This is a genomic window from Neobacillus sp. NPDC097160, from assembly GCF_044762155.1.
Classification (GTDB): Bacteria; Bacillota; Bacilli; order Bacillales; family Cytobacillaceae; genus Neobacillus.
The window spans coordinates 98,034-122,765 of the sequence record NZ_JBIWDU010000007.1; the positions used below are offsets into that span (position 1 = coordinate 98,034).

At 36.9% G+C, this 24,732-nt stretch carries 30 protein-coding genes and 1 pseudogene; 10 read left to right on the plus strand and 21 right to left on the minus strand.

Going from position 1 to position 24,732, the window contains the following annotated elements:
• Positions 1 to 5: 5 nt before the first annotated feature.
• The 5 genes from ACIQXV_RS11745 to ACIQXV_RS11765 are packed head-to-tail and all read right to left on the minus strand — an operon-like array spanning position 6 to position 4,796.
• Positions 6 to 353, minus strand: coding sequence for a cupin domain-containing protein (locus ACIQXV_RS11745; protein ID WP_402958946.1), 348 nt, complete (start codon positions 351 to 353; stop codon positions 6 to 8).
• A 15-nt stretch (positions 354 to 368) separates the two neighbouring features.
• On the minus strand, positions 369 to 1,127 hold the full coding sequence (locus ACIQXV_RS11750; RefSeq protein WP_402958948.1) for an SDR family NAD(P)-dependent oxidoreductase: 759 nt from the start codon (positions 1,125 to 1,127) through the stop codon (positions 369 to 371).
• A 24-nt stretch (positions 1,128 to 1,151) separates the two neighbouring features.
• Entirely contained in the window at positions 1,152 to 2,246 is a 1,095-nt protein-coding gene (locus ACIQXV_RS11755) for a Leu/Phe/Val dehydrogenase (protein ID WP_402958950.1), read from the minus strand.
• A 38-nt stretch (positions 2,247 to 2,284) separates the two neighbouring features.
• Entirely contained in the window at positions 2,285 to 3,109 is an 825-nt protein-coding gene (locus ACIQXV_RS11760; protein ID WP_402958952.1) for a thiamine pyrophosphate-dependent enzyme, read from the minus strand.
• A gap of 10 nt (positions 3,110 to 3,119) precedes the next feature.
• Positions 3,120 to 4,796 (minus strand): 2-oxoacid:acceptor oxidoreductase family protein, encoded by a 1,677-nt coding sequence (locus ACIQXV_RS11765; RefSeq protein ID WP_402958954.1) that lies wholly within the window; start codon positions 4,794 to 4,796, stop codon positions 3,120 to 3,122.
• Positions 4,797 to 4,932: 136 nt separating this feature from the next.
• Here ACIQXV_RS11765 and ACIQXV_RS11770 point away from each other — a divergent pair, with 136 nt between their 5' ends.
• Both ACIQXV_RS11770 and ACIQXV_RS11775 read left to right on the plus strand, forming a co-directional pair.
• On the plus strand, positions 4,933 to 5,586 hold the full coding sequence (locus ACIQXV_RS11770; RefSeq protein ID WP_402958956.1) for a GntR family transcriptional regulator: 654 nt from the start codon (positions 4,933 to 4,935) through the stop codon (positions 5,584 to 5,586).
• A gap of 131 nt (positions 5,587 to 5,717) precedes the next feature.
• A pseudogene (locus ACIQXV_RS11775) lies at positions 5,718 to 5,897 on the plus strand (hypothetical protein); the annotation flags it as partial.
• 73 nt (positions 5,898 to 5,970) lie between these two features.
• On the opposite strand, the gene ACIQXV_RS11780 reads toward ACIQXV_RS11775, so the two are convergent.
• The 3 genes from ACIQXV_RS11780 to ACIQXV_RS11790 form a co-directional block, all read right to left on the minus strand.
• Positions 5,971 to 6,690 (minus strand): hypothetical protein, encoded by a 720-nt coding sequence (locus ACIQXV_RS11780; protein WP_402958958.1) that lies wholly within the window; start codon positions 6,688 to 6,690, stop codon positions 5,971 to 5,973.
• A gap of 135 nt (positions 6,691 to 6,825) precedes the next feature.
• Entirely contained in the window at positions 6,826 to 7,140 is a 315-nt protein-coding gene (locus ACIQXV_RS11785) for a hypothetical protein (RefSeq protein WP_402958960.1), read from the minus strand.
• Between the two features lie 348 nt (positions 7,141 to 7,488).
• On the minus strand, positions 7,489 to 7,791 hold the full coding sequence (locus ACIQXV_RS11790) for a hypothetical protein (RefSeq protein ID WP_402958962.1): 303 nt from the start codon (positions 7,789 to 7,791) through the stop codon (positions 7,489 to 7,491).
• Positions 7,792 to 8,078: 287 nt separating this feature from the next.
• On the opposite strand from ACIQXV_RS11790, the gene ACIQXV_RS11795 reads away from it, so the two are divergent.
• Positions 8,079 to 8,321: a glutaredoxin family protein gene (locus ACIQXV_RS11795; RefSeq protein WP_402958964.1), complete on the plus strand. Its 243-nt coding sequence runs from the start codon at positions 8,079 to 8,081 to the stop codon at positions 8,319 to 8,321.
• Between the two features lie 168 nt (positions 8,322 to 8,489).
• Positions 8,490 to 8,861: a hypothetical protein gene (locus ACIQXV_RS11800; RefSeq protein WP_402958965.1), complete on the plus strand. Its 372-nt coding sequence runs from the start codon at positions 8,490 to 8,492 to the stop codon at positions 8,859 to 8,861.
• 80 nt (positions 8,862 to 8,941) lie between these two features.
• Here ACIQXV_RS11800 and ACIQXV_RS11805 read toward each other — a convergent pair whose 3' ends face one another.
• The 5 genes from ACIQXV_RS11805 to ACIQXV_RS11820 form a co-directional block, all read right to left on the minus strand.
• Entirely contained in the window at positions 8,942 to 9,337 is a 396-nt protein-coding gene (locus ACIQXV_RS11805) for a VOC family protein (RefSeq protein WP_402958967.1), read from the minus strand.
• A gap of 138 nt (positions 9,338 to 9,475) precedes the next feature.
• Entirely contained in the window at positions 9,476 to 9,934 is a 459-nt protein-coding gene (locus tag ACIQXV_RS11810) for an SRPBCC family protein (protein ID WP_402958969.1), read from the minus strand.
• A gap of 259 nt (positions 9,935 to 10,193) precedes the next feature.
• Positions 10,194 to 10,364, minus strand: coding sequence for a YuzK family famiily protein (locus ACIQXV_RS29795; protein ID WP_483874204.1), 171 nt, complete (start codon positions 10,362 to 10,364; stop codon positions 10,194 to 10,196).
• Between the two features lie 729 nt (positions 10,365 to 11,093).
• A complete protein-coding gene (locus ACIQXV_RS11815) occupies positions 11,094 to 11,966 on the minus strand; it encodes an SDR family oxidoreductase (protein WP_402958971.1) in 873 nt (290 codons plus the stop codon).
• A gap of 169 nt (positions 11,967 to 12,135) precedes the next feature.
• Entirely contained in the window at positions 12,136 to 12,912 is a 777-nt protein-coding gene (locus ACIQXV_RS11820; RefSeq protein ID WP_402958973.1) for an arylamine N-acetyltransferase family protein, read from the minus strand.
• Between the two features lie 166 nt (positions 12,913 to 13,078).
• Here ACIQXV_RS11820 and ACIQXV_RS11825 point away from each other — a divergent pair, with 166 nt between their 5' ends.
• Both ACIQXV_RS11825 and ACIQXV_RS11830 read left to right on the plus strand, forming a co-directional pair.
• Entirely contained in the window at positions 13,079 to 13,438 is a 360-nt protein-coding gene (locus ACIQXV_RS11825) for a Lin0512 family protein (RefSeq protein ID WP_402959251.1), read from the plus strand.
• A gap of 534 nt (positions 13,439 to 13,972) precedes the next feature.
• Positions 13,973 to 14,206: an ABC transporter gene (locus ACIQXV_RS11830; RefSeq protein WP_402958975.1), complete on the plus strand. Its 234-nt coding sequence runs from the start codon at positions 13,973 to 13,975 to the stop codon at positions 14,204 to 14,206.
• A gap of 160 nt (positions 14,207 to 14,366) precedes the next feature.
• On the opposite strand, the gene ACIQXV_RS11835 is transcribed toward ACIQXV_RS11830, so the two are convergent.
• Positions 14,367 to 15,455, minus strand: coding sequence for a DUF1648 domain-containing protein (locus ACIQXV_RS11835; RefSeq protein ID WP_402958977.1), 1,089 nt, complete (start codon positions 15,453 to 15,455; stop codon positions 14,367 to 14,369).
• A 34-nt stretch (positions 15,456 to 15,489) separates the two neighbouring features.
• Positions 15,490 to 15,879, minus strand: coding sequence for a GntR family transcriptional regulator (locus ACIQXV_RS11840; RefSeq protein WP_402958979.1), 390 nt, complete (start codon positions 15,877 to 15,879; stop codon positions 15,490 to 15,492).
• 289 nt (positions 15,880 to 16,168) lie between these two features.
• Between ACIQXV_RS11840 and ACIQXV_RS11845 the strand changes: the two genes are divergently transcribed.
• Positions 16,169 to 17,314, plus strand: coding sequence for a CAP domain-containing protein (locus tag ACIQXV_RS11845; protein ID WP_402958981.1), 1,146 nt, complete (start codon positions 16,169 to 16,171; stop codon positions 17,312 to 17,314).
• A gap of 70 nt (positions 17,315 to 17,384) precedes the next feature.
• On the opposite strand, the gene ACIQXV_RS11850 is transcribed toward ACIQXV_RS11845, so the two are convergent.
• From ACIQXV_RS11850 to ACIQXV_RS11860, 3 genes are all read right to left on the minus strand, one after another.
• Positions 17,385 to 17,672 carry a putative quinol monooxygenase gene (locus ACIQXV_RS11850; RefSeq protein ID WP_402958983.1) on the minus strand — a complete coding sequence of 96 codons (288 nt, stop codon included), beginning with the start codon at positions 17,670 to 17,672 and terminating at the stop codon, positions 17,385 to 17,387.
• Positions 17,673 to 17,699: 27 nt separating this feature from the next.
• Positions 17,700 to 18,563: an HAD family hydrolase gene (locus tag ACIQXV_RS11855; protein WP_402958984.1), complete on the minus strand. Its 864-nt coding sequence runs from the start codon at positions 18,561 to 18,563 to the stop codon at positions 17,700 to 17,702.
• Between the two features lie 75 nt (positions 18,564 to 18,638).
• Positions 18,639 to 19,808, minus strand: a complete 1,170-nt coding sequence (locus ACIQXV_RS11860; RefSeq protein ID WP_402958986.1) for a DUF3800 domain-containing protein — start codon at positions 19,806 to 19,808, stop codon at positions 18,639 to 18,641.
• A gap of 162 nt (positions 19,809 to 19,970) precedes the next feature.
• Between ACIQXV_RS11860 and ACIQXV_RS11865 the strand changes: the two genes are divergently transcribed.
• The 3 genes from ACIQXV_RS11865 to ACIQXV_RS11875 all read left to right on the plus strand — a co-directional run bounded on the left by ACIQXV_RS11865 (position 19,971) and on the right by ACIQXV_RS11875 (position 21,606).
• On the plus strand, positions 19,971 to 20,792 hold the full coding sequence (locus tag ACIQXV_RS11865; RefSeq protein ID WP_402958987.1) for a S1 family peptidase: 822 nt from the start codon (positions 19,971 to 19,973) through the stop codon (positions 20,790 to 20,792).
• A gap of 250 nt (positions 20,793 to 21,042) precedes the next feature.
• Complete coding sequence (locus tag ACIQXV_RS11870; RefSeq protein WP_402958989.1) at positions 21,043 to 21,246, plus strand: hypothetical protein; 204 nt, start codon at positions 21,043 to 21,045, stop codon at positions 21,244 to 21,246.
• A gap of 159 nt (positions 21,247 to 21,405) precedes the next feature.
• Positions 21,406 to 21,606: a trypsin-like peptidase domain-containing protein gene (locus tag ACIQXV_RS11875; RefSeq protein WP_402958991.1), complete on the plus strand. Its 201-nt coding sequence runs from the start codon at positions 21,406 to 21,408 to the stop codon at positions 21,604 to 21,606.
• A gap of 191 nt (positions 21,607 to 21,797) precedes the next feature.
• On the opposite strand, the gene ACIQXV_RS11880 is transcribed toward ACIQXV_RS11875, so the two are convergent.
• From ACIQXV_RS11880 to ACIQXV_RS11890, 3 genes are read right to left on the minus strand one after another with little or no spacing between them, the layout of a single operon-like run.
• Complete coding sequence (locus ACIQXV_RS11880; protein ID WP_402959252.1) at positions 21,798 to 22,988, minus strand: aminotransferase-like domain-containing protein; 1,191 nt, start codon at positions 22,986 to 22,988, stop codon at positions 21,798 to 21,800.
• 27 nt (positions 22,989 to 23,015) lie between these two features.
• Positions 23,016 to 23,861: an ABC transporter ATP-binding protein gene (locus tag ACIQXV_RS11885; protein WP_402958993.1), complete on the minus strand. Its 846-nt coding sequence runs from the start codon at positions 23,859 to 23,861 to the stop codon at positions 23,016 to 23,018.
• Positions 23,862 to 23,864: 3 nt separating this feature from the next.
• On the minus strand, positions 23,865 to 24,662 hold the full coding sequence (locus tag ACIQXV_RS11890) for an ABC transporter permease (protein WP_402958995.1): 798 nt from the start codon (positions 24,660 to 24,662) through the stop codon (positions 23,865 to 23,867).
• Positions 24,663 to 24,732 lie beyond the last annotated feature (70 nt).

Consider the following 24,732-nt stretch of genomic DNA (forward strand, 5'->3'; position numbering starts at 1 on the left):
ATTGATTATAGTTTGTTCCAATTGGCCGGATATAAAGAAAATAGAAAGGTTCCTTGGGAAACAGCCTCATAAACGATGGAAGTCCCCTTTTCTATAAAAAATGAATCTCCCTCCTTTCCTACCATGATTTCTCCATTTGATTCAATTATTATCTCACCTTCGGTTACGTACAATATTTCATCATAACGGACGGTCCAGGGAAATCTACACTTCTCCATCTTTACCATTCCACCGCCAAGTGTAGCAGAAAGTTCATCTGTTACAAACCGAGCGATTTTTGCCGCTCCAGTTCCGATTGTTCCATCTAATGTTTCAAAAAAATAGCCCTTTTCTTCTAATAATTTGACACCCATCATATTCCTCCTTATTTACCAACCGCCATACGCAACCCATCCACCATCGACATTGTAAATGGAACCTGTTACATAACTTGATTCTTCTGAAGCTAGAAATAATACAACGTCTGCCACTTCTTTTGTCGTACCAAAGCGATTTAATGGTGTCCGTCTTTTCACATCGTCATCTCCATACCCACCAGTTTCCTGATCGGTTTCATCCAAGGGCGTTTTAATATAAGCAGGAGCTACACCATTGACACGAATATTTTTTTCTGCCCATTCCACTGCCAAGACCTTCGTTAACCCATTCATAGCAAACTTTGTTGAACTATACGCCGCTCTCATTGGGACGCAGACTTGACCATAAACGGATGTGATATTAATAATGGATCCCCCATTACCCTGCATATATTTAGCTGCTTCTTGGCAGCCAAAAAAGGTACCTGTCAGATTCGTATCAATAACAGTCCGCCAATCTTCTTCACTTAATTCAATGGAAGGGCCAATCCGGTTGACTCCCGCATTATTTACTAGGACATCTACCCCGCCAAACTTTTCCACAGTCTTTTCCATCAGTGAAATGACTGATTGCTTATTAGACATATCTGCAGCAATCGCATATACATCGTATCCCTTTTCTTTAAGTGCTTTAGCCGTCTTATCTGCCCGTTCTTGACTTCTTGAATTAACAATAACTTTAGCACCTTCTTGTGCAAATCGTTCCGCGATTGCCTCACCAATCCCCATACTTGAGCCAGTTACAATACAAACCTTATCTTTTAAACGCAATTTGATCACACTCCGGTTTATTTTTTAATTAAAGATGGAGACTTGTTTCCGTAATTGTTTCGCCTTCCCAACACTTTCAATTCTTCTTTCTGCAAATAAATCGGCAGCTTTATAGGTTGGTAGATTTTCTGTTTTTGAGATATGAATTAAGTCTGTCATCGTTTCATATATCCGATTAACAGCATTGATCCCCCTTTGTTCATTAAATCCACCCGGTTTAATTCGATCCGTATCAAAAATAGTTCCACCGGCATTGGCAATATAATCCGGAGCATAAAGGATACCTAATTCATCTAAGAAGTTACCATGCTTCTCTTCCTCTAGCTGGTTATTTGCAGACCCAGCAACAATCGAACATTTTAACTCTCCTATCGAACGATCATTGATAACTTTTCCAAGCGCACATGGGGAATAAATATCAACATCCAATGCATGAATTTTCTCTACAGAAACTATATGTGTGCCAAACTCATCAGCTACTTCTTTAACCCTTTTATTATCAATATCTGCAATCGTGATAATTGCTCTTTCTAGTGAAAGGTATTTAACCAGATGATAACCTACATTTCCAACACCTTGAACCGCAATTCGTACACCTTCAAGACTGTCGGTTCCAAGCTTTTCCTTAGCACAAGCTTTTATCGCTTGATATACGCCTAATGCAGTATAAGGTGATATTTCCCCCGCGCCGCCAAACTCTCTTGGCAGCGTAACGACATAAGGAGTTTCCGAACGGATTGTTTCCATATCTCTTAATGTCGTACCTACATCCTGCCCAGTAATATATAACCCATTTAACCGATTAATAAAGCGTCCGAATGCCCTAAACAAGGCTTCGCTTTTTTGCTTTTTTGGATCCCCAATAATAACTGCCTTTCCACCGCCAAGATCTACTCCAGCAGCAGCATATTTATATGTCATCCCTCTACCAAGTCGTAGAGAATCCTCTATTGCATCCCATTCATTTTGATAGGTCCACATTCTCAAGCCGCCAGTTGCTGGCCCCAATGTTGTATCATGAATACAAACAACACCCTTTAGTCCTGTTTCGTTATCATTAAAAAAGAATAGATTTTCATAATTGTATTTTTCTAAGTATTCATAGATTTTGCCTTCCATGTCTTCACCCCTGAATATATTTTTTAGTTAAGTAGAAATTAAACAATTCTTGCTTTTAGATATGAAAGTACATCACTTTCAACAACCTTTTGCTGCTGATATCTAGTTGTATTCTTTATATTCTGCCACAGCACACCAGAGGTAAAAGGATTTTCAGAGAGTAAGGAAACGAACTCTGGATTTGTTTTCGCAGGTAGTGATTGATAAGTAATTTTCTCTTTGTAAAAATCGTATCCCTGTGCCTTGTTAAAAACGACACACGGACTAAATACATTTATTAAGGAAAAACCATCATGTTGTATCCCCTTAATAATTAAATCTTCCAAATGTTTTATGTCACCAGAAAAACCTTGGCCGATGAAAGTAGCCCCAGATGACCATGCTAAAAGTAGTGGATTAATGGGCTGGTCAAGATTCCCCTCTGGTGAAGTCGATGATTCATACCCCAATGGACTGGTTGGTGATGTTTGACCTTTTGTATTTCCATATACCGAATTATCCATAACAATATAGGTGACAGGCAAATTTCTTCGCGCAGCATGGACCAGATGTCCTACTCCAATTCCATATCCATCACCATCACCACCTGCAGCGATCACCGTTAGTTCCGGTCGAGAGGATTTAATCCCTAATGCAGTAGGTAAAGTTCGACCATGTGTAGTATGGATAGAGTAGCCTCCAAAATAATGGGATATTTTCCCACTACATCCAATCCCTGATACAAGAACTGAATTTTCCGGTCTAATATTTAATTTTGCTAAAGCACTTTGGATTCCCCTTAATACACCAAAGTCTCCACAGCCAGGACACCATGTTGGAGTATTTCCATTGGAGAAATCCTTTGCAGTTAATGTTGCCGACATTTTATCCCCCCTAATTTCTCAGATTACTTGTAACTCCGTTTAAAATGGTTAAAATCCCTTCACTGAATTCTTTATCTGTATAGTGTTCACCATCAAATCTTAAAAGAGAATAGACCTCTTTATCCTTTAACCCAGGCTCTAAAATTTTTCTAATTTGTGCTTTGGCATTATACTCTGCCACAATCCTTCTTTTAGAATTTTTCAATGCTGATATTAATTCTTCCATAGGTAATGGTGCAAGTTGCCGTATTAGCAAACCTTGATAAACACCAGGATTATCCTTAACAAAGTTTTCGATTAATTCTCCCATTGCACCTGTTCCAATGATGGTAATTGGAGCTATTTCATCGCCTATTCTTGTTAATGGTCTATCATATTGGATGGAGTTAGCCTTATTTAACCTCCTGATATGCAAAGTACTTCTAACTTTTTTAAAATCGGGTTCCATTAGGCCTCTTTCATCATGCTCGTCACCACTGGCAACATAGGCTCCACCTTTTACTCCCGGAACTGTTCGAAGAGGAGGCGAACTGCCTATAGCTTCAAATCTTTTATAAGTACCTTCAAATGGTGATTCTAAAATAGTTGGTCCTCGGTCGATTTCAACGGACCTGATAGCGCTTTCAATTTTTTCCCATGGAATGGATATTTTTCTAAGAGCAAGATCTAAATCTAATGCAATAATCACGGGGCATTGATAATATTCTGAGAGGTTGAGTGCTTCTTGTATTGTGACGATACAATCTAAAACACTTGTTGGGGTGAGTAGGATACGGGCAAATTCCCCGTGTCCAGCATTCATAAGGTGTAATAAATCACTTTGTTCGGTTTTGGTTGGCATTCCTGTTGAAGGTCCACCGCGCTGATTATCTACTAACACCAGTGGAATTTCAGTTGCCGCTGCATAACCCAATCCCTCGGTCATTAACGCTAATCCAGGTCCACTGGTTGCCACAAAAGTACGTTTACCGGCGTAGCTGCATCCTAATGCAGCATGGATTGCTGCAATCTCATCCTCTACTTGAAAGGTTCCTCCACCTAAAGGCGGCAGCCACTTTGAAAAGTTTTCTAATATTTCGGAAGCTGGAGTTATGGGGTATCCATAATAATATCTTACATCCCCTGCAATTGCACCGAGACATAAGGCATCATTTCCAGAAATTGTTGCATTTTCAATCCCAAGGTCAATCAATGGAGATTCTGATAAAACCGTTAATCCCAATTGATAACCTGCTTCAAATAAATCGGTATTTTTCCCCTTTTTAAATTTCATTTCCACTTCAGTCTTTACCAGATGATACGGAATACCTAGGTGGCCACAAATAATGCCTAAAGACCAAACGTTAAATCCAAGTTTTGGAGGATTTCCTTGATGCTCGCTTGGTATACTCTTAACATTATCAGGACCAAATACCATCGACTTATCTTTTAACCTGGATAAATAACGATCTACACCTTCATCGGTCCAAACAACGGCCAAATCGATTTCTTCCATTCTAGGTGGGGATTCAGTTACGAACTTATCGGCAATATAAATCTCAAAAGAAGTATTTCCACCACGGATGATGGTTGAAAAATCTCGCCAATTTCGATGAGTATACCCAAGAGATTCAATGACTTTTGAAAGGATTTCACCGGCAGTTTCAATGCCCTGCCCCGTTAATCCAAATAGTGCTATACTTTTCAAAAAATTCCCTCCTTTTGTAAAGATAATATCTAGCGTTGATATATAATATCTGATATATTAGATATTAATACCAATAATTTTAATTGTCAATAATTTCTGAATATAAAATATATTTTTGTATATGGAGGGAATGAATATGATAAATGCAGCTTTCGATAACCGTAATTTAAATGAAAAAATTTATTACTTTTTAAGGAATAAAATTGTAAATAATGAATTACCGCCCGGAACCAGAATCGATTATAATGAAATCGCTAACGAGTTGGGTGTCAGTAAAACTCCTGTGAGAGATGCATTACAACTACTATCACAAGATGGTTTAGTGGATGTAAAAAGCAGGTCCGGCACATTTGTTAGTCAACCAAATGTAAAAGATATCGAGGAAATATATGAAGTTAGAAAAGCACTTGAAAGGCAAGCAATAAAATTATCAATGACAAATATGCCACGCCAAATGTTAGAAAAGATTTATCAAAATGTCTTGGATGTGGATCACGATATCGATACGGGAGACTTCAACTCCTTTTTTCAGTCCGATAGAAATCTTCACAAAACCTTTATTACCTATTCAGGAAACAGCCGCTTAATAAAGATGATGGAATCACTTGAAGCTCAAATTAGCTGGATTGGTGTCATGATTGCACACTCCCAGGAAAGACCACGACAAGCAAATAACGAGCACAAAGAAATTCTAAATGCACTTTTACAATCAGATGTCCTATTAGCACAAAATCTTATGGAAGAACACATCGAAACCATTAAGCAAATGACATTGATGGATTTTAGATAAAAAAATATTATGGGATCAGTTAGTTATTGATTTATTATCAACTTTTGTCTTTAAAAAAGTGCCTGATCCCCTGTACGTTAATACAACAATAACACGACGGGGGTCAGGCACCAAAACCAGAGGGCGACCTAGAAATTCATATTGACAATGAGATTTTCCAATGTAAACAAGGGGATTTTGTTCACGTTGAACCCAAAAAAGTTCACTATTTAATAAATAAGGGAAATACAGTCTTTAATGCAGCTTTTATGCTAGCACCTTATCAAGAAAAAGATAAGGTTGAAGTAGAATACAAGCCATACGGTAAATAACAGGAAAAATAGTCTAGCCCCTATCAGCCTTTACTATTTTTAGATTTTATATTATTTCTCTTTTGTTGAGTTTTCAAATCAAGGATCCCTGACCAATACTCTCTTTAAATGCCTCGTGGTTCATTATTTCTACTTTCTCTTCTGTTGGAAGTGGGTCACCTTTTTCATTTCTGTAGTAAGCACTTTCTAAGGTTACCCTGCTTGTCTTTTCCTCCGTGGCTCTTATGAATACATTATCTAATTGGCTTCGTAATTTAATACTATAGACCACAGGAAATGAGCGAACCACTTCTTCATTTTTATGAGCTGTTAAACAAATGAGCTGTATTTGATTTCGTTTGGCAATTTCAAAGATTGGTTGGATGATGTGTTGGGAAGACGCTTTTCCAAAAGGATTATCCGCTATGATAACCTTCCACGGGTTTCCAAATTCCTTATTTTGTGTACGAATGTAATTAATGAGTATCATAAATAAGGTCATATAAACGGTAGTCTTTTCTCCACCAGACCAGTGAGCTACCTCTTTCCAATCCTCCAAGCCAATTCTGCCTTCTTTCATTTCTTCGTAATTTCTTGGTTTGATGACTGGGATTTTCGCATTTTTAATTGGAGATAACACATTTAATAGCTGCACGATAGAAAAGGATTGATTAGCATAATCCCTCTCTTTATCTGTCCCGTCTTCTTTGCCTGTTTCTTTCATTTTGTTCATTTCATTAATAACATACTCTAAATAATTCCATAACTTGTATTCGCCTTGTTCTCCCCAATGTGTCCATTCGAAATCCAGCATTTTTCTTTCTTTGCCACGAATCTCCACTTTGCTGTAGCTTGGGATTTCTTTTACCCCTTCGTAGACTATTTCAGCTTTGCGGATACATTCTTGAATAAGGAAGCTTTTGTTCTTTTCACTTTCTTCCAGCTCCCGTTAATAGGTGTCCTTCATTTCGTGGATTGCCTGGTAAATGGTATTGAATTCGGTTTCAACATAATTGTAATCATAAATTCGATTGTTATGGAGTATCGTTTCGATACGCAAGGCAAGCATTTTTAATGTCTCTTGGGAGCGGTTGGCGTTACGTATATAATCTTCAAAGGTTTCTTTTGTTTCCAGCTTTTTAGTTTCGTATGTTTCTTTTAAAGTCTTTATTTCATCTGCCAAGTTTTTGCAATAGGAAATAGGGCTTTTTAGTAAGGCCTCTATCTTTGCAGCCGGTAATGACACGGCTTTCGCTTCTTCCATTGCAATAACAACATTTTCATGTGATTTGGAAAATCAAAAAAACATGGAGATGGGAATCGGTGTGTGCCCTCCGCTGCATCACCGTTTTAGCACACTGGGGGTTGGGCACTTAAATTTTCCGCTATTTTGCATGCCGTTATTTGCATTCATTTGGTAAATAAAAACCGCCAATTTTGTCTGGCTGTTTGAATGGGGATTTCAATTGAAGCGGTAATTGATGTTATACATATGAGGAGTTGGTTCTACCTATTTAATAAACCTAATGGATATTGTTATTATTGTTTTCCCTACTTTTTTTCAATTATTCCTAATACAATTATTAAATTTTTAGTGCTGGTTGAGTAGATGCTAGGATAGTCCCATTGTTTTTTGAACCCTTAAGATACTTTTCTTATTATTCCATGTCTCATCTTTTAATATTTCAATGCTGTCTTCTTGGTTTTTTAATTGCTCTTTTATTTCGCTAAAGTCTTTAGCGTTTTGAAGTTTCATTTCACTTAATTCGGCCTTTTGAAATTCTTGTCCCGTCCTCAATGCGCTTAGAATTCTACCATGCTCTTTTAAGGTTTCACTGTGCTCTTTCAACGTACCTTCTAAACGATCTAGCTTATTATTCATTTGCTGTAATAGGGTAAAAATCTGCTTCTCCATTTAATTCACCTCCGTTTCATTGCCTATATTATATCACTATATATCAATTTCCGGACTATCTAAAATAAAAATTGTCGAAAGAGACAAAAGGTAACAGTTGGTACTTATCCATAAAAGCACTTTCATTTCTTCTATATAAATAAGATTACATAAAGCATTAAAAAAAGGAGGAATGGCTCCTCGGATTTTAATTGCAATAAATGTCAGGCTGAATTCTAAAGTATATAATAGTACCCATAGAAACAGAATTCATTGTACAATGATTTTAATGAATTGGAGGTAGTAAAATGAAAAAAGTGATTATTTATTCTCAAGAGACGTGCCCGCCATGCCATAAGGAAAAAATTTGGTTAAAAGAAAATGGGATTGAGTTTGAAGAAAGAGACATACGGAAAAACGATCAATATCTGCAAGAACTTATTGAACTGGGTGCTGCTGCTACGCCAGCAACCATTATCAAAGACGATGATAGCGAAGAAGTTATCCTGGGATTTGATCAGGCTAAATTGGCCCAAATATTAGGGGTATAATGTATGACAAAAAGCTTGAACTGTTAGAGGTCAGGCTTTCACCATGTGCTTTTAAAAAATCACTTTCTACAACAAATCCCCTGATCAAAGCATCCAAGTAAAGAACTTATCTAGATCACCTTTATATTGGTTAATTTTGTTTTATTTGAAAGATTAAATGGGAAACCAGTGTTCAAAATTCACATTGGTTTCCCTTTTTTCATGACTTTAAGCGATTATTATAATGAACAAGTTGGTCTAGATCAGAAACCATTCTGTGACACGTATTGTAATCCTTTTCACGGCTTTTTTCGACTCTTATTCTTACTTAATGATATCTCATATACTCTTCATAACCTACACCATGAGCACAATGCATCGCCTTTTCCATTTCGCTCGAGCACACTGGGGGTCAGGCACCAGATTAGAGATATTCAAAAGCAACTTAAAGAAAAAGGAATGTCAATGCTGACTGAAGCAGATGAATCAAGTGAAGGACCTGCACATTTTATCGTTGAAGATCCAGACGGGAATCAAATTCTTTTCGATCAACATCGATAAAGATTATACATATCGCAAAAAAAGCCTTCCGCCCCTTATTCGGCAAAAAGGCTTTATTATTTGAAAGGAACTTTTAATACCTATTTCGCATTCTCATCTGGTTGATGAATCCCAAATACATTTCCTTCCGTATCAACATAGTAACCCTGCCATGCCATTCCATGAAGCGCGTATTTCGGCAATGCCACTTTCCCACCATTAGCCAAAATTTTCTGTTCAATAGAATCGTAATCTTCAACACCCATTGTACATGCATAGCCATTCAAAGGCTGGTTTGCTCCTGGAGGAGGACTCTGTCTTTGCATCAATGCTCCGTTAATACCAGGTTCATTTGCATTGCCAGTTACAGCTCCAAAATAGGGCATCCCCGCATAGTCAGTCCAATCTTCAAACTTCCAACCAAATACTTCACCATAAAACGTTTTTGCTCGTTCCATGACATCTACATGAATTTCAAAATGAACTAATCTTCCCATGATATCCACCTACAATTTAATCAAATTTTTTCCACAGTATATAACTTCTACCTAAGGTGTTGTTACACCTACTTCATTATTGAAAAAAAGATAAAATATTATTCATTTTTTGCTCATTACCATCACTACATTTCCTCTTCAATTAGTCTCCAAATAACTTTTCAACGCATTTAAATCTTTTGCACAAGCTTTTTTAAAGATTCCTCCCATCAATTTACCGAAAAATTTAGTCAAACCAGTTAGCCCTTTGATTTCACCATTCAAAGTAACCTCCGTCTGGTCTTCCGATGATGAAGCAACTATGTATGTAAACACAAATTCCCCTTTGCCTGTTGTTCCTTTTGTTCCATCGCAGCGGAGGACAATTTTATTTGGTTCATTAAGTTCGATAACTTCAAAATGTTCACTAGCTTCTTTACCAAACATCTTTCTGGTTTCCTTCCACTGACTTCCCACGTTCAATGGCCCCTCATCTAAACGATGAATTCCAACAAATCCTTGCATCCATTGCTGGGCAGAATCGAGATCTAGTAAACCTTTATATACTTTTTGTTGAGATACATGGATGGTTCTTTTCACTTCAAAATTAATACTCAATCGGTCTCCTCCTCATTACATTTTTTTAAATAGTATATCATATAGCCTTTTATCCTAAGTCCAGCAATTGACACGGATTTGTATTTACCTAAATACTTCAAATGATTTAATTCTTGAAAAAGGATGATTCAGATGAATACAGTACATCAGTCAACATCACCCCCTTACTTAAAGAGAATACAGTGTTATTTTTATTTTGTTTTATTTGAAAGATTAAAAGGGAAACCAGTGTTCAAATTTCACATTGGTTTCCCTTTTTTCATGACTTTAAGCGATTATTATAATGAACAAGTTGGTCTAGATCCGCAACCATTCTGCGACACGTAATATAATCCTTTTCACGGCTTTTTTCGACTCTCATTCTTACTGAATGATGTCTCATATACTCTTCATAACCTACACCATGAGCACAATGCATCGCCTTTTCCATTTCGCTCGTATAACTTAATTGTAAATGATTGATAACAAATCATTCCTTTCAGTTTTTTTCATATGGCGAATTGTTCTTTTACGTAGGTTTCATCTTATCATTGAATTCTAGGTCACACAAAGTCGAAAAAACGGTGTATTTTCCTTTATAAAGGACTGTCATCCAAACTAAAGAAACTATCACTGACATCCTTACCTTTTTAGCCATATCCTTCCATATACTTCATATCCTATACACTTCGCATTAGCTAAGGCTACTCCCTTCACCGTTCGAGACTTACACCGCCTGTACCCGGCTCTGAACATTACAAACATGAGTCAATCAGTGGAAAAATTACTTCTATTATTAAAAGTATTAAAAGAATTTAACATTTCATTTAAAAAGTGATATATCGACAACTTTTTCAAAGTTCCTAGTTTATAATGACTTGAGATTTGGTCGAACAATATAAAAATTATGAGGTGGGAAGCTAATGGAAATTCTACTCTTTATTGGCGCGTATCTCTTGGGTGCACTTGGTATTGTGTACCTGATTTCATTCACTTTTAATCTATTCTCTAAAAAAAGTACTTAATAAAAGGTTCAAACACTTGATGTACATAGTTGTTGTATCGGTGGCAAGAATCGATGTCTGACCCCCAATACCTAACGCTTTAGCGCACTGGGGGTCAGACACCAGATTTAAAAACCGACCTCAATTCACAAAGGTCGGTTGTTAAGGAATTTATTTTATTTTGTTTGAGAAATCTGGTTAACCAATTGGGTTAAAGCCTCGCTGATTGGTGTAATTGGACGGCCCAGAAGCTTCTCAAAATCATTACTTTCAACTTCTAGTGAACCATTTCGAATACTCTCTTGAATTCCTACTACTATCGGAATGACAAAATCCGGTAAACCTATACCTTTCATGATTTCGGCATAAGTCTCATCATTGACTTGTTGTACTGCTATTTCTTTCCTCAGTACAGCACCGAGAGCAGATGCTAATTCTTCTTGCGTTAAAAGAGGCGCAGAAAGTTCATATACTGTATTTTCGTGCCCATTTCCTACCAGCACTGCTGCTGCGGCATCAGCATAATCTTGTTGTAGTGCCCACCCTACTTTACCTGTTCCGGCTGAAGTTACCCATGGAGCACTTGCCAACGCACCTTGAATACTGCCAATTTCGTTTTCCAAATACCAATTGTTGCGCAAGATAGTATATGGAATGCCTGTTTTAATGATTGCTGCTTCTGTCGCAACATGAGGTGGCGCCATTAAATTTGTGCTTTCTGTTGCATTTGCTAAACTTGTATAGGCAATAAATTTAACTCCCGCCCGTTCAGCGGCTGCGACCGCATTTGTATGCTGACGAATTCTTGTTTCATTGTCACCATCAGCAGAAATAATTAATAAACGATCAATCCCAGCAAATGCAGTATCTAAATTTTGCGGAAAGTCAAAGTCCCCTTGGCGAACTTCTACTCCACGAGCTCCTAACCCTCCTGCTTTCTCTGGATTGCGCACACTGATAGCCAATTGATTCGCTGGTACATTTTTTAATAAGCTTTCCACTACTTTTGTTCCCAATTTTCCAGTTGCACCTGTTACTAATATTTTCATTTATTATCCCCCCAATAGTTTTATTGTTTAAGTAAGCTGTAATTAACTTGAATACCTGTAATCATTTTAATTACAAATAATTCATATGTCAACACCTGAAATATCATTTATATATTTTGTTCTTCATTTTAGGAAGGTTGTTTTTTCGTATTTCTAAATTTTTTTTGAGTTACATCCCAAAATGTTGTTTTGCCAGCTCTTTGAATTTCACCTCATCTATTGTCTTCTTAGATACAATTCCATCAGCCCATTGTGTAAATGTAGTATTTGTTAATGTGATATTTCCCTTATTAGTAAGTCGGGTAATTAATGGATTTTTATTAAAGGAAGAATCAGGGTGTTCTTTGATAATCGTTTGGATCTCATTCAAATTCGCTGCATCTGTAATAGGTTTACTAGAATCAAAAACATAACCTATTTTCCATTCTGTATCTTTATTCTTTAATTTCATTTCCAGGACATAGTCTCCCAGTTCATTATTTACTTTTTTAATTCTAAATTCACCATTATTAGATGATATAATTTCACCTGATAAAGGAACAGGTTTTAACGGTAAATTACTTCCGAATCCGGTATCAATTAAATAGGTTTGATCCTCGTGGTTTATAAGGATCGATACATGCGTTCTTCCAAGTTTTATATACTCTTGGGCGGTATGATTGTAAACAACCCCGCTTATTAAGAATGCGTTAAAACCATTTTCTTTTAGGTAGAAATAGAAAAGTGGATTTAACTCGTAGCAAAGCCCCCCTCCATTTCTTTCTAAGATTTTGTTAATTAAGTTGTCCTTTGTGATATCACACGTTTTCTTTTCAATAATATTTAAATTTTCGAAAGGGATATTTTGTGCAGTTTTTTCAAGGACGTCACCTAATTTTTTAAAGGTGATTTTTTCGTTTTCTGGCATGCCTATTCTTTTATGAAAAAGAGAATTTAGCTTTTTCAATACAATACCTCCAAATTTTTTAAATACTCGAAACTCTATATTATTATGATACCTTACGTTACGCCATGTTTGATAATAAAACCTTTTTACTGCGAGTCTTTATCATCAATCATGAAAAGAGTAAAATATAGTGGAAACAGCAATAGGAAAGGAAGATGAAGCAATTATGGAAAAATTAATGTTTATTGAAACCGGGATGGGGATTGATGTGCATGGTCAAAATATTACGTCTGCAGCAGTTCGTGCCGTAAAAAATGCGATTCACTATAATTCGATGCCGGGTATTCGTTCGGTACTCCCTGAAAATAGTTTAGATAATATGAGAGTAAATGTGAAACTCGCCGTTCCTTGTGATAAAGATAAGCTCGATATTGCGGCTGTAAAGGAAGCCTTGCCATATGGGAAGGTTACGGTGGAAGTAATGGATGGAGGAATGAAGACAACAAGCGGGATTGTCCTTGAAGAAAAGGGAGACAAAAATGATCTAATGTACATAGTTGTCGCATCGGTCGAAGTTGGTTATTAAATTTGAACCATATTTCCCTAATATCTAAATTTAATATGATATTTAGTATTTTTATACAGGAAATTAAAATGCTTGGATTAGTCCCCAATCCAAGCATTTTTTCTGTTTTTGAAGCTGGTCCCAAGCGGAGGTACATTTAAAGACTTCAATTGCTTGGACATCCAGTTGTCCTAGAGAAGCTGTATGTGAATCATTTTAAGGTCAAAAATTACTGGGTCCATTAGAATTGCTGTTTTCTGGTGGATATTCCTCTATCTTCTTAGTAAGTGTGCTTACTACCCAGCAATAAAACAATAAAAAACCTTGATATTACAACAAAAATGGCATGCGTTAATTCACATGGCTTTTCGTATTTGTCTTCGTGCACCTCAAAACTTACCTGTCTTCAATTCGGTCAATGCGTTTATCTATGGAAACTGTATCCATAGTCCTATTTATTCCTGAATTGAGCCCGCTTTTTGTGGTTTTATAAACAAGTTCACAATGTACCACATACATTAATATTGAACAACCATAGGCAGGAGGTGAAATTTTATGAGTCATGGGCAATCTTCCTGGGGTGTTTTTGGAATTTTTCTTGGATTTATAACAGGAGCTTTTTGGCTGCTTTTTTCAGTATTGGGGTTCATTTCTGATTTCTTTGGATTACTCGGTCTAGGGAACCTTGGAAATATTTTAAACATTCTTATTGCATTAATTGGCTTCCTTGCTTTTATTATCTTTGGATTATTCGTATTTAAGGAAGCGTGGCGTCGTTGCCGCAAATAAAAGCCGATATAAATAAAAAAATGCTGCGCCTAATTTTTGGCGACAGCATTTTTTATAATTATCTCAATTGAGATTACAATATTTATTCTACTAGTTAAAAAACGAAATTATTTTTTATATCTTCCCTTATGGACACCCAAGCTTATTTTCCAAAAATGATTTACTTAAAAGAAATAAGCAAGATGATAATAAGTGGAACGATAACCACAAGATACCCGATTGGATTGGCAAAATTCAATGTCCAGCCAATGCCAAAGCGTTTTTCCACAAAGATCGACGGGTCGTTTTTATTAAAATAAAACAGTCCGCCTTTCCAATAGTCATCCTCATCCAGATCTGTTATTGTTCCATCTACATGGTCAATTTTCATTTTATCCGCTCGACCGACTTTCAAAGCGAATACAAAATTTCCTATAAATACAATAATTAGGAAAATAAACGGAACCGCAATCATCCAATTATTCGAGATTAGCTCAGGATGAATCATCGACAGCTGGAGAAAACTGAACAACAAGGTGATTAACAGGCTTGTCAGGAACATAAACCAGCTTGAATATTTTCTTAAAGATAGCTGTCGAAGTTTAGATGCTGCCGTACTTGTCGCACTTAATTTAATTCCCGACTTTTTGGTGGCGATATTGATTCCAAGGAACATGAACTGCATAACCAGTAAGACTAAAGCCAGCGAAATGACTGAAAATGGTGTTTTCTCAGTAAAGGCATCTGCTCCATTGATACCCCAGTGGGTTGGAATCGGTTCCGGCAATATACTGTATTGCAGAAATGTATAAATAATTAATCCAATGCTAACGATGATCGGTAATAAAAATACATACCAAGGCAGCATTTCATCCTGCGAACGAACGGATAGATCCATTATTTTTACTTGCTTTAAATCCTCCGTAAACTTTTGTTTTTTCTTTAATTGAAGCGTCTTTCCGTGATAATAAAAATACAATGACATGCTGATTAAAATAATCCCAAATTGGCCAATGGTACCCCATAACACAATGTGCTCTTCAGTTGGATTTTTTGACAGTGCCCAAAATGTATAAATCCCTAAAATGAAAATAGATGTGAAGAAGACGATTAAGGCATAGCTTTTTTTAAAAGCTGCAAGTTTTGGTTCATGGATAAATTGTTCTGGAATCGTTACACCAAACACAACAGTTCGCTTTACTAAAAACGGAATTGCCGTTTGTATGCTCAAAAGAAAAACAGAAATAATCAGAAAAATAAGCAAAGACATTGACGGTTCCCCCCTATTTATTCAATATGTAAAATTACTTAAGTGGTTTTATTTCGTTTATGATTGATGTTACCATTTCCTGAACCTGTTCTTTACTTAAACCCATGACAAGCGCCTCTGCAATGATCGGCTTAAATTCCATGGATACCCTTTGATAAGATATGTTTTGAAGCTTCCCTCTCTCTTCTTGAGAAGAGATGACAGCCCCGGACTTTGGTACAATTCGAATAATCCCCTTTTTTTCTAATTCATGATAACTCTTATTTACCGTATGCATATTCACACCCAAGTCTGCTGCGAATGCCCGAACAGAAGGAAGGGAATCTCCTGATTGCAGCTGACCGCGAGCGATGCCTTCTATAATTTGATTGGTCAATTGGGTGTAAAGGGGAATTTCGGATTCAGATTCAATATGGATAATCATCTTTTGTTCCTCCAATCTGTTCTATCTTTATTATAACAAACTTGTTCTATACTATCTAGAACAGATTTAATTTCTACATCTGAAAAATGCAAAATAAATATTGGCTTAAGCCTAATCTATTTGTAAAAATCCCAACATAAAACTGAAAGAAGCCGTTCCCTTTATTAGGAAACAGCTTCCATGTATCACGAAAAAAATGATTTCATTTAATCAGCTTGTATTGAACGTAAGCATATTGCTTATATATTTATACTAGTTTGGTTACAATTCTATTAGAAATGGAGGAAAGATGATGGGGCGTTTTTTTTCGATCCTAGTAATACTATTTATACTATATGTTTCTGGACCTACTATTAAACAAAAATTCGCAAATTCTGATTATGTAAAGGAAATGAATCAAGTTGAATCTAAACTAAATGATGTCAAAAACAACCCGGAATTACAGACAACCATCGATTCTCTATCTGGTGAGGTTAAACAATTAGTAGAGCAGCTTGGCCTTTTTTTAGATAAACATCCACTCACACAACCAAAAGAAGAAACGGAAGAGCAAAAAAAAATAGCGTTACAAACCCCGGCTGATCAAGTCTTTTTCATTCATAATATTGAGCTCGGTGCCACAAAAGAAGGTATTGAACACGATTTAGGTCAGGCAAACTTGGAAACACTAAATGAATACGGGGCAAAGTGGTATGCCTATCACAATAATTATCAAAACTTTTTTATGGTAATGTACAATAAAAAAAATCAGGCAGCAGGCCTTTACACGAATCAAGATTTAATTGCCTCTAGCAATGGGATTAAGTTAGGAAGTTCGAAAGAAACAGTGCGAGCTGCGCTTGGAGAACCATTGACCGGGATCCAAAAGGGATTAACTATTTTTCAAATACAAGAAAATGCTGATTATGACGTATATCTGCTGGATGCAGTTTATGTTACCATTTTCTATGACAAACATGAAAACAATACAGTAACAGCCATGCAATTAATCAACAAAGACATGGAACAAAAGAAACATGAACTCTACACTAGTGCGAGTCCGGCATTAAAGGAAGGATTTGAATACCAGTTATTCGATTTGACGAATGCGTCCCGCGTTGAACACCTGCTTCCAATTCTATCATGGGATAACCATGTAAAAGAAACTGCCCGAAAGCATAGCACCGATATGGCGGTCAATCAATATTTTGATCACACAAATCTTAAAGGGCAATCACCATTTGATCGAATGAAAGAGGATCATATCATCTTTTATCTGGCTGGGGAGAACCTTGCATATGGTCAGTTTAGCAGCATTTTTGCCCACGAAGGATTAATGAACTCACTTGGTCACAGAGAAAATATACTGCGTAAGGGATATAAATATTTAGGAGTGGGCGTTGCCTTTAATAATCAATCACAACCTTATTATACTGAAAACTTTTATGCTAAATAAGGAAGAACATCGGTGCCTGTCCCAGCTGCACGACCGCTTTAGCACACTAGGGGGCAGGCACCAATTTAAATTATTTCACTTCGCGATAAATATTAACCTCGATACTCTCTCGCAGTTTCCTAAGCTCCGGAACAATTTTCAATACATGCACACTTTGATTATGTAATCCCAAAGCCTCTTCATCCGCCCATTCTTCAAGCATGGTAAGAATCGTAGGATCATTGACCTCTTCATGAAGAGCGTATGATAGGCAGCCATTTTCTTTTCTGGTTTCTGCAACAAGTTCTTTAGCCAGCATTACATAATCTTCAACCCTTACACCTGGTTTTAATTTGCCTTTCGCTACAACTCTAATCATTTTTTACACTTCCTTACATCTCTTACATTATAGGATTATTTCCGTAAATTTTGATTTCAGATAATAGTAAACTCCGTCTTCATCACAGGTGAAATCCGTTACTTCATTCGCGATTTCTTTAATGCGATCGGGTGCGTTTTTCATCGCTACAGGATAATTGACCAGCCTTAACATTGGAAAATCATTGTCACTATCACCAATTGCCAGAGTTTCACTCTCAGACAACCCAAAGCGATGTAACATCTGTTGTACCCCAGTTGCTTTGTTCACGTTCGCAACCATCACCTCGACATTGTGCTCCGAAGAAACAGACATGGTAAAATCAATTTCCTTCTTTAACTGCTCAAGCTCATTTTTCCAGCTATTGATATGTTCTTTTGTCCTAGCAAAAAAATAAAACTTGGAGAATTCATTTGCTTCAATCTGTTCCTTCCAGGCAATGTCTTCTTTAATCGCTTGTTTACGTGACAGCCACTCATTTATACCGACACTTTCCGGCTTAGGGTCTCTTATTTCTGCCTCAACGTACTCTTGATCTTGTTTTAGTGTGATGCGCGCAGTACCATATGGAAAAAGTTCATAGTACACCTTATGTTCTCTCGCTTTTTTAATAACGGTTTCCACCAACTCAAGCGAAAGTGAATGTTTAAAGACAACCTCATCCCCAACATAGCCAGCCATACCATTCGAAGTAACGAAACCATCCACTTGAAAGCCTGATGGTACTAATTCTTCAATTTCACCAAATGCTCTCCCTGTAGCAACAAAAACAAAGATTCCCTGAATTCGTAATACATCAATGATCTCTTTCGTATGAATACTTACCTTATTTTGATGATTTAATATCGTCCCATCCATATCTAAAAAAATCGCCTTTGGTTTAAATTCCACGTTTATTCCCTCCTGACCCCACCACTTTAACGCACCACACAACTGGGGTCAAGCACCAAAGCAAGGTAATAAATCTTATAACCTCAATTTCTCCAGATCAATTACTCTTTTTAGATATTCATATTCCTTTTGCTCGAGAATATCTGCTTCATAGTTGGTTGCAATAAGAACCTGATCCCTGCACTTGGATATTCTCTGAATCATCGGGTGGATTTTTAGACTTGATAGATTCACAAAATCATATAAGTCGTTTAGGCATGCCGGTAATTTGTAGCCCTTATTGCTGCTGGCAATGAGTAACCCACTATCACGCAGTTTTGAGACAATGTTTGAGCGAAAATAGTGCTGACTAATTTTTATATCTCTGATAGCGTTCAAGTTATCCAATATTTCCTGAGTATACACATATTCATCTGGATTTTCTTTCAGATTAAAAAGAAGGAATTTGAGAAAATCTAGGCGAAGCTTTTCATCTTCTTCCTCACTTTTTCGCTGCTTCTCAATATATTGATAGGTAAGATTTACTGCTTGTTTAATGATTACTTCGTCGTATCTAGAGTCATGATTCTCTGTTTTGTATTCAAAAAGAAAATTTTTATAGTCAAGAGGCAAGAGATTAATGGCTGCTATTTTATTTTTGATGATTTGCATAAAGGAGCGGTAATGGTCTGAATGATGTGTTTGATCGTAGCCTTTTGCAAGTGTTCCTGCGATAAGATTCGCCAACTGAAGAAGAAGATTTGACTGATTATTATTGAATCCAAATGTTGAATAATTGAATAAATCGGGAATACTCTTTGTCTTGATGTAATTTTTAAATTCTCGCATAAACAGTTTCGTTCCCTGTTCGTCTGCTACAAGGTCAAGCTGTTCAAACGTTCTATTTAAATCATTATAAACCGTTCTATTTAGATATTTGATAAACGGCGTTTTATCCATGATCCCGAAGTCTTCTCGTATTTTTCTTTTATCTATGACATAAGCATAAACACTAAAAGGTAAACCCTTTAGCACATTTAATAGTTGGATTATCTGATTATCGTTATTGTTGCTTAAGTAGGAATTCATTACTTCGGTTTGAACATATTTTTGGCTAATCTTTTCCATTTCCTGTTCTAGCATTTCTTTGTTTGCGTCTTTTACAAGTATGGATACTATGATAAAGTGGGTTGAAACATCACTTTTATCAAAATCAAAACAATAATCTCCAAATTCATCCATAAAAGCATACTGTATTTCGGCCAATTTCCCCCACCCCACCCATAGAAATGAAATTTTATCTACTATACAATTTCAACAAACTTTCCTCTAAACCTTTAAATAGTTCCATTTTTTCAGAAATGGCGGAAATGTACATATAAAAGTCGTTATAATAAGAATATATAGTGTTTTTATGAGGGGGATAATGTGGAGAAAGAATATCAAGATTTTACCCATGAACTTCCAGATAAAGAAATGGATTTGGAATCCTTTTTCAATGAAGATGAGGCAAAAGAATGGGAATTAGAAAAAGCGCAAAGAAAAAAGAGGAAAAAATTCATCGTAAAAATCGTTAGTTCAATGCTAGTTTTTGCTTTGTTAATTAGCGGATTAGGGATGTGGTTTGATGTTTTTAATATCCCGGCACTTCGCTTTGTCGAAGTGTCAAATCGTCTTTCTAAACAACCGGAAGTTCGGGAATACAAGAAAGCAGTTGTGACTCTAGAATGGGGCGGGGTCAAAGGAACGGGCTTTAATATCGCTTCTGATGGAATAATTGTGACAAACGAACATGTTGTTGAAAATACAAATAGGGTAAACCGCCTTCCCATTTTTCCCACTCTTGTTTACCATCTAGTGGAAGAACTGGGAGGTTATTTGCCTCTATATCAACAATGGCAAGGTCTAGTTCCGGATGTTTTGCGATTACCTTCCCTACAAAGGATTCTCCTGTTCCAAAATGGACAGAAAATCATATTCATTGGGAATCCGTTAGCCTTTACTCAAATAGCCAATGAAGGCAAAATAGTGGGTAAAGTCAGGTTAAATGACTGGGATGTTCCGGTCATGATGATTGAAGCACCGATATATAAAGGGAATAGTGGAAGTCCAGTTCTTAATCAAAATGGAGAAGTGATAGGTATAATTTTTGCCACATTACAAAACCCTGAAATGGAAACAAAAGAAATTATTGGAGCAGCGATCCCCTCTTATTACATTAAGGCAATACTTGAAGAATTGAAGGAATAAACTTGTTCAACAGCGCCTGCCCTTACCAACTATACAGTTATACTGTCCAAAAAGCAGAAGAAATCCTTTCTTCCTGTATCAAAAATTATGTGTACAGGAAAATTGGATCTTTTTGTCTATAAAAACTTTTTTCAATTGGGTTAGATGTTGAAAGCATTTTTGTACTTTTACGATATAGGAGAAATTTATTATATAATCTTACAGAAAAATGGGAAAAATAAAAGGAAGTTGGATAAGGAGGTCGATGAGGGTGAAAGAAATGGAAAATGAAGCCATTGAGGCAAACAAAAAAATGGATGAATTATTTTATGACTCCAAATTCAGTTCCATTAAAGGAGATTCCGAAGTAGATACAGCAAATCTTGAAATCCAAGAGCAATTTTATGGAACTGAAAAAGAAGACCATTCTCTTCCTTTTCATGTTGATACCAACAATCCACCTATAAAAAAGTAAAAAAAAGCCTTTATTGCGCTACTTACAAATGAAGAACATTTTTACTTTTTATGGTCTCACCGAGAAAACATTATTCAAGGAAATCATAAAAGTGTCAGGCACCTACCATAGTTAGCCTTTTCCCAAATAGCCAATGAAGGCAAAATGGTAGGTAAAGTCATGTTAAGTGACTGGGATGTTCCGGTCATGATGATTGAAGCACCGATCTATAAAGGAAATAGTGGAAGTCCAGTACTTAATCAAAATGGAGAAGTGATAGGTGTAATTTTTGCCACATTGCAAAACCCTGAAATGGCAACAAAAGAAATTATTGGAGCGGCGATTCCTTCTTATTACATTAAGGCAATCCTTGAAGAATGAAGGTATAAATTTGTTCAACGGCGCCTGTCCTTACCACTCTATAGATCTATATCACTTAGGACAGGCATCCGTTCATTTAAAATTTGGGCTATTGGCCATTCAACAAAAAAACAACTAGAAAACTGGTTATATTTTATCTCAGTCAAAGCGCTCCAGTCCATACGCTTTTAGGCGGGAGCATTAAGCTTTTCTTACATTATAGAAGAAAATAGTTGTCCGAGTTTTTGAATTCCTTTGACTATTTCTTCCTCATCAGCATAACTGAATGAAAGCCTAAGAAACTCGGTTCCCTCCTGTTGATTGAAAAAAAAGTATTTTCCCGGAACATATGAAACACCCATTGATAGTGCCTGCTCTAACATATGTGAGGTATCAACACCTGGAATTTTCACCCATACAAAATAACCACCCTCCGGGACATACCATGTAATAGGTTCTGGGAAGTATTGTTCTAATGAGTGGATTAACGTATAACACTTTTTCCGGTAAGCTTTTTGCAGACTTGCTAACCGTTTCTCAAAATCGACATTTTCTAAATAGGCTGCCATGGTTGATTGAGCAAACGGATGATCTAAATCCTTTTTAAACCACTCAAAAGCCGAAATAAATTGCGCTATACCTGCTATCCATCCTATCCGCATCCCCGGTGCTACAACCTTAGATAATGAACCAACATAAAAGACTCGGCCATTTGTATCCATTGCTTTTAGTGGCTGCGGGCTTTCATTGAAAGATAATTCTCCGTATGCGTCATCCTCAAGTATGAGAAAATCAAACTCGTCCGCGAGCTCTAATAAATGCTTGCGGCGTGCAGGCACCAACGTTGTACCTGTCGGATTTTGAAAGGTTGGGATGGTATACAAAAAATTGGGAAGGGTAAGACCGCTCTGTTTCCTTTCCGCTAATTGGGCTGCAAATACATCTGTTTGCAGGCCATGTTCATCTATCGGTATTGTTATAATTTGATTCGTGTAATTCTGAAAAATCTCCAAGGCTTCCATATAAGTTGGTGATTCAACTGCAACGACTGCTTTTTCATCGAGAAGTGTGCGGGCAATTAAATCAATCGCCTGACATGCTCCTGCTGTTATAAGGACCTCGTCTTCCTGAACTTTCATACCTCGTTTTTCTAACCTGGCCTGGATCAGTTTCTTTAGTCCTGCCAACCGCGGACTACCAAGATAATGAAGCGGCAGATCCTGTTCTTCTTCAATTAGCAGGTCCGCTGCTTTCTTAATTTCTTCAGCAGGGACAAGAGCCGGTTCAGGATAGCCAGAACTTAAGCGAATACACTCTTCTGGAAGCTTAGCCATCCAGGCACCAGGCGGGGTCTTTTGAAGTGCAACTTTTATATTATCAGGAAAAAAATGTTCAACGTTCACTTGGACCATACACCTTCCCTCCATTTCCTAGTTAATGGCTTTTAAGCTCTCTTCCCTGATGAGCGACAGCAGATCTTCTTTATATTGGGCAAATTCGACTGTCCCTTTAACACTGAAGTCCCTCGGTCTCTCCAAAGCAATTGGAACCTTTTTCTTTAAACGTCCTGGCCTGGATGTCATGACATAAACTGAGTCTGCTAGAAAAATCGATTCCTCGACATCGTGGGTAATAAATAAAATCGTCTTTTTCGACTCATCCCATGCCTTTAACAGCACTTCTTGCATAATATTTCTGGTTTGAGCATCCAAGGCGCCAAATGGCTCATCCATTAATAGAATCTTCGGATCGTTTGCCAGCGCACGTGCGATAGCCACACGTTGTTTCATACCACCTGATAATTGAATCGGGTAATGCTTTTCAAACCCTTCCAATCCAATTAATTGGAGGTAATGTCTTGCCACATCATCACGTTCTTTTTGAGAAATACCCTGTAATTTTAAACCAAACGTGATATTTTCCTTCACGTTTAACCATGGGTACAATGTATAGGCTTGAAATACCATGCCGCGGTCAGGCCCTGGACCATTGATTTTCTGACCATCAAGCAGAACACTCCCTGATGTCGCTTCCTCTAAGCCTGCGACAATCCGTAAAACGGTTGATTTTCCGCATCCGGATGGACCTAAAATGGTGACAAACTCTCCTTCACTTATGGTAAAGGAGGTTTTTTCCAATGCTGTTGTCTCCCCGCTTTTTGTTTTAAAAATTTTTCCGACATCTTTAATTTCTAACTTTGGAGTTCCTCCGAAAGCGGTATTCTTATCGCTAGAATGTATAATATTTTCTACATTTTTTACTGTTGGTGTCACCATTCTTTACAAACCATCCTTTCTCATCCATGAAAACGAAGCACGATAAATGGCTTTAAAGATCATATCTGTCAATAGACCTAGTAAACCAATAATGAGAATCCCGACAATAATTTTATCTGGCTGAAGAAAACGTGACGCCTGCATAATCATATAGCCTAAACCACTGGAAGCCCCGACAATTTCCGCCACCACTAAATACGTCCAAGCCCAGCCAAATGTAATGCGCAGTGTATCAACAATTCCCGGTAAGGATGCCGGCAAAATCACTCTGGTAAAAACTTGAACCTTTTTTGCTCCCAAAGTATAGGAAACATCGATTAAATCATTTTGAACATTTTTCGTTACATCCATAATCATCAATGTTAATTGAAAGAATGTTCCAAGAAATATGACACTCATCTTCTCTGATTCACCAAGACCGATCCATAAAATTAATAATGGAATAAAAGCAGAAGCTGGCATGTAGCGGATAAAACCAATAATAGGTTCAAATGCGCCTTCCATGATTTTTAAGGACCCCATTAAAATACCTAATGGAATGCCAATAAGGGCTGCAACCAAAAATCCGACAAGTACCCGAGAAAAACTAATACCGATATCCGAAAGAAGATCACCATTGGCAAATAAATCACCAGCAGTAGCCAGTACAGCAGTCGGTGTCGGTAAGAATAGCGGATTCACGATTCCACCATAGCTTAACATGGACCAAACAGCTAAAAATAGAATAAATGTAACCAAACCGGCAATCGTATATAACCTTTTTGGGATCTCTTTTTTAGGCGTAAACAATTTAACTATCATTAGATTCACCATTCTTTCAATCTCTTAAAAAAGCCTAACATATGAGGGAGCATAACCGCGCCTCATATGT

What these genes read in the sequence shown, in the direction of transcription:
- ACIQXV_RS11745 (WP_402958946.1), bottom strand. Translation starts at nt 353, where the DNA reads ATGGGTGTCAAATTATTAGAAGAAAAGGGCTATTTTTTTGAAACATTA.
- ACIQXV_RS11755 (WP_402958950.1), bottom strand. Translation starts at nt 2,246, where the DNA reads ATGGAAGGCAAAATCTATGAATACTTAGAAAAATACAATTATGAAAAT.
- ACIQXV_RS11760 (WP_402958952.1), bottom strand. Translation starts at nt 3,109, where the DNA reads ATGTCGGCAACATTAACTGCAAAGGATTTCTCCAATGGAAATACTCCA.
- ACIQXV_RS11770 (WP_402958956.1), top strand. Translation starts at nt 4,933, where the DNA reads ATGATAAATGCAGCTTTCGATAACCGTAATTTAAATGAAAAAATTTAT.
- ACIQXV_RS11780 (WP_402958958.1), bottom strand. Translation starts at nt 6,690, where the DNA reads ATGCTGGATTTCGAATGGACACATTGGGGAGAACAAGGCGAATACAAG.
- ACIQXV_RS11785 (WP_402958960.1), bottom strand. Translation starts at nt 7,140, where the DNA reads ATGGAAGAAGCGAAAGCCGTGTCATTACCGGCTGCAAAGATAGAGGCC.
- ACIQXV_RS11790 (WP_402958962.1), bottom strand. Translation starts at nt 7,791, where the DNA reads ATGGAGAAGCAGATTTTTACCCTATTACAGCAAATGAATAATAAGCTA.
- ACIQXV_RS11795 (WP_402958964.1), top strand. Translation starts at nt 8,079, where the DNA reads ATGAAAAAAGTGATTATTTATTCTCAAGAGACGTGCCCGCCATGCCAT.
- ACIQXV_RS11805 (WP_402958967.1), bottom strand. Translation starts at nt 9,337, where the DNA reads ATGGGAAGATTAGTTCATTTTGAAATTCATGTAGATGTCATGGAACGA.
- ACIQXV_RS29795 (WP_483874204.1), bottom strand. Translation starts at nt 10,364, where the DNA reads ATGGAAAAGGCGATGCATTGTGCTCATGGTGTAGGTTATGAAGAGTAT.
- ACIQXV_RS11815 (WP_402958971.1), bottom strand. Translation starts at nt 11,966, where the DNA reads ATGAAAATATTAGTAACAGGTGCAACTGGAAAATTGGGAACAAAAGTA.
- ACIQXV_RS11825 (WP_402959251.1), top strand. Translation starts at nt 13,079, where the DNA reads ATGGAAAAATTAATGTTTATTGAAACCGGGATGGGGATTGATGTGCAT.
- ACIQXV_RS11830 (WP_402958975.1), top strand. Translation starts at nt 13,973, where the DNA reads ATGAGTCATGGGCAATCTTCCTGGGGTGTTTTTGGAATTTTTCTTGGA.
- ACIQXV_RS11835 (WP_402958977.1), bottom strand. Translation starts at nt 15,455, where the DNA reads ATGTCTTTGCTTATTTTTCTGATTATTTCTGTTTTTCTTTTGAGCATA.
- ACIQXV_RS11840 (WP_402958979.1), bottom strand. Translation starts at nt 15,879, where the DNA reads ATGATTATCCATATTGAATCTGAATCCGAAATTCCCCTTTACACCCAA.
- ACIQXV_RS11845 (WP_402958981.1), top strand. Translation starts at nt 16,169, where the DNA reads ATGATGGGGCGTTTTTTTTCGATCCTAGTAATACTATTTATACTATAT.
- ACIQXV_RS11850 (WP_402958983.1), bottom strand. Translation starts at nt 17,672, where the DNA reads ATGATTAGAGTTGTAGCGAAAGGCAAATTAAAACCAGGTGTAAGGGTT.
- ACIQXV_RS11875 (WP_402958991.1), top strand. Translation starts at nt 21,406, where the DNA reads ATGTTAAGTGACTGGGATGTTCCGGTCATGATGATTGAAGCACCGATC.
- ACIQXV_RS11885 (WP_402958993.1), bottom strand. Translation starts at nt 23,861, where the DNA reads ATGGTGACACCAACAGTAAAAAATGTAGAAAATATTATACATTCTAGC.
- ACIQXV_RS11890 (WP_402958995.1), bottom strand. Translation starts at nt 24,662, where the DNA reads ATGATAGTTAAATTGTTTACGCCTAAAAAAGAGATCCCAAAAAGGTTA.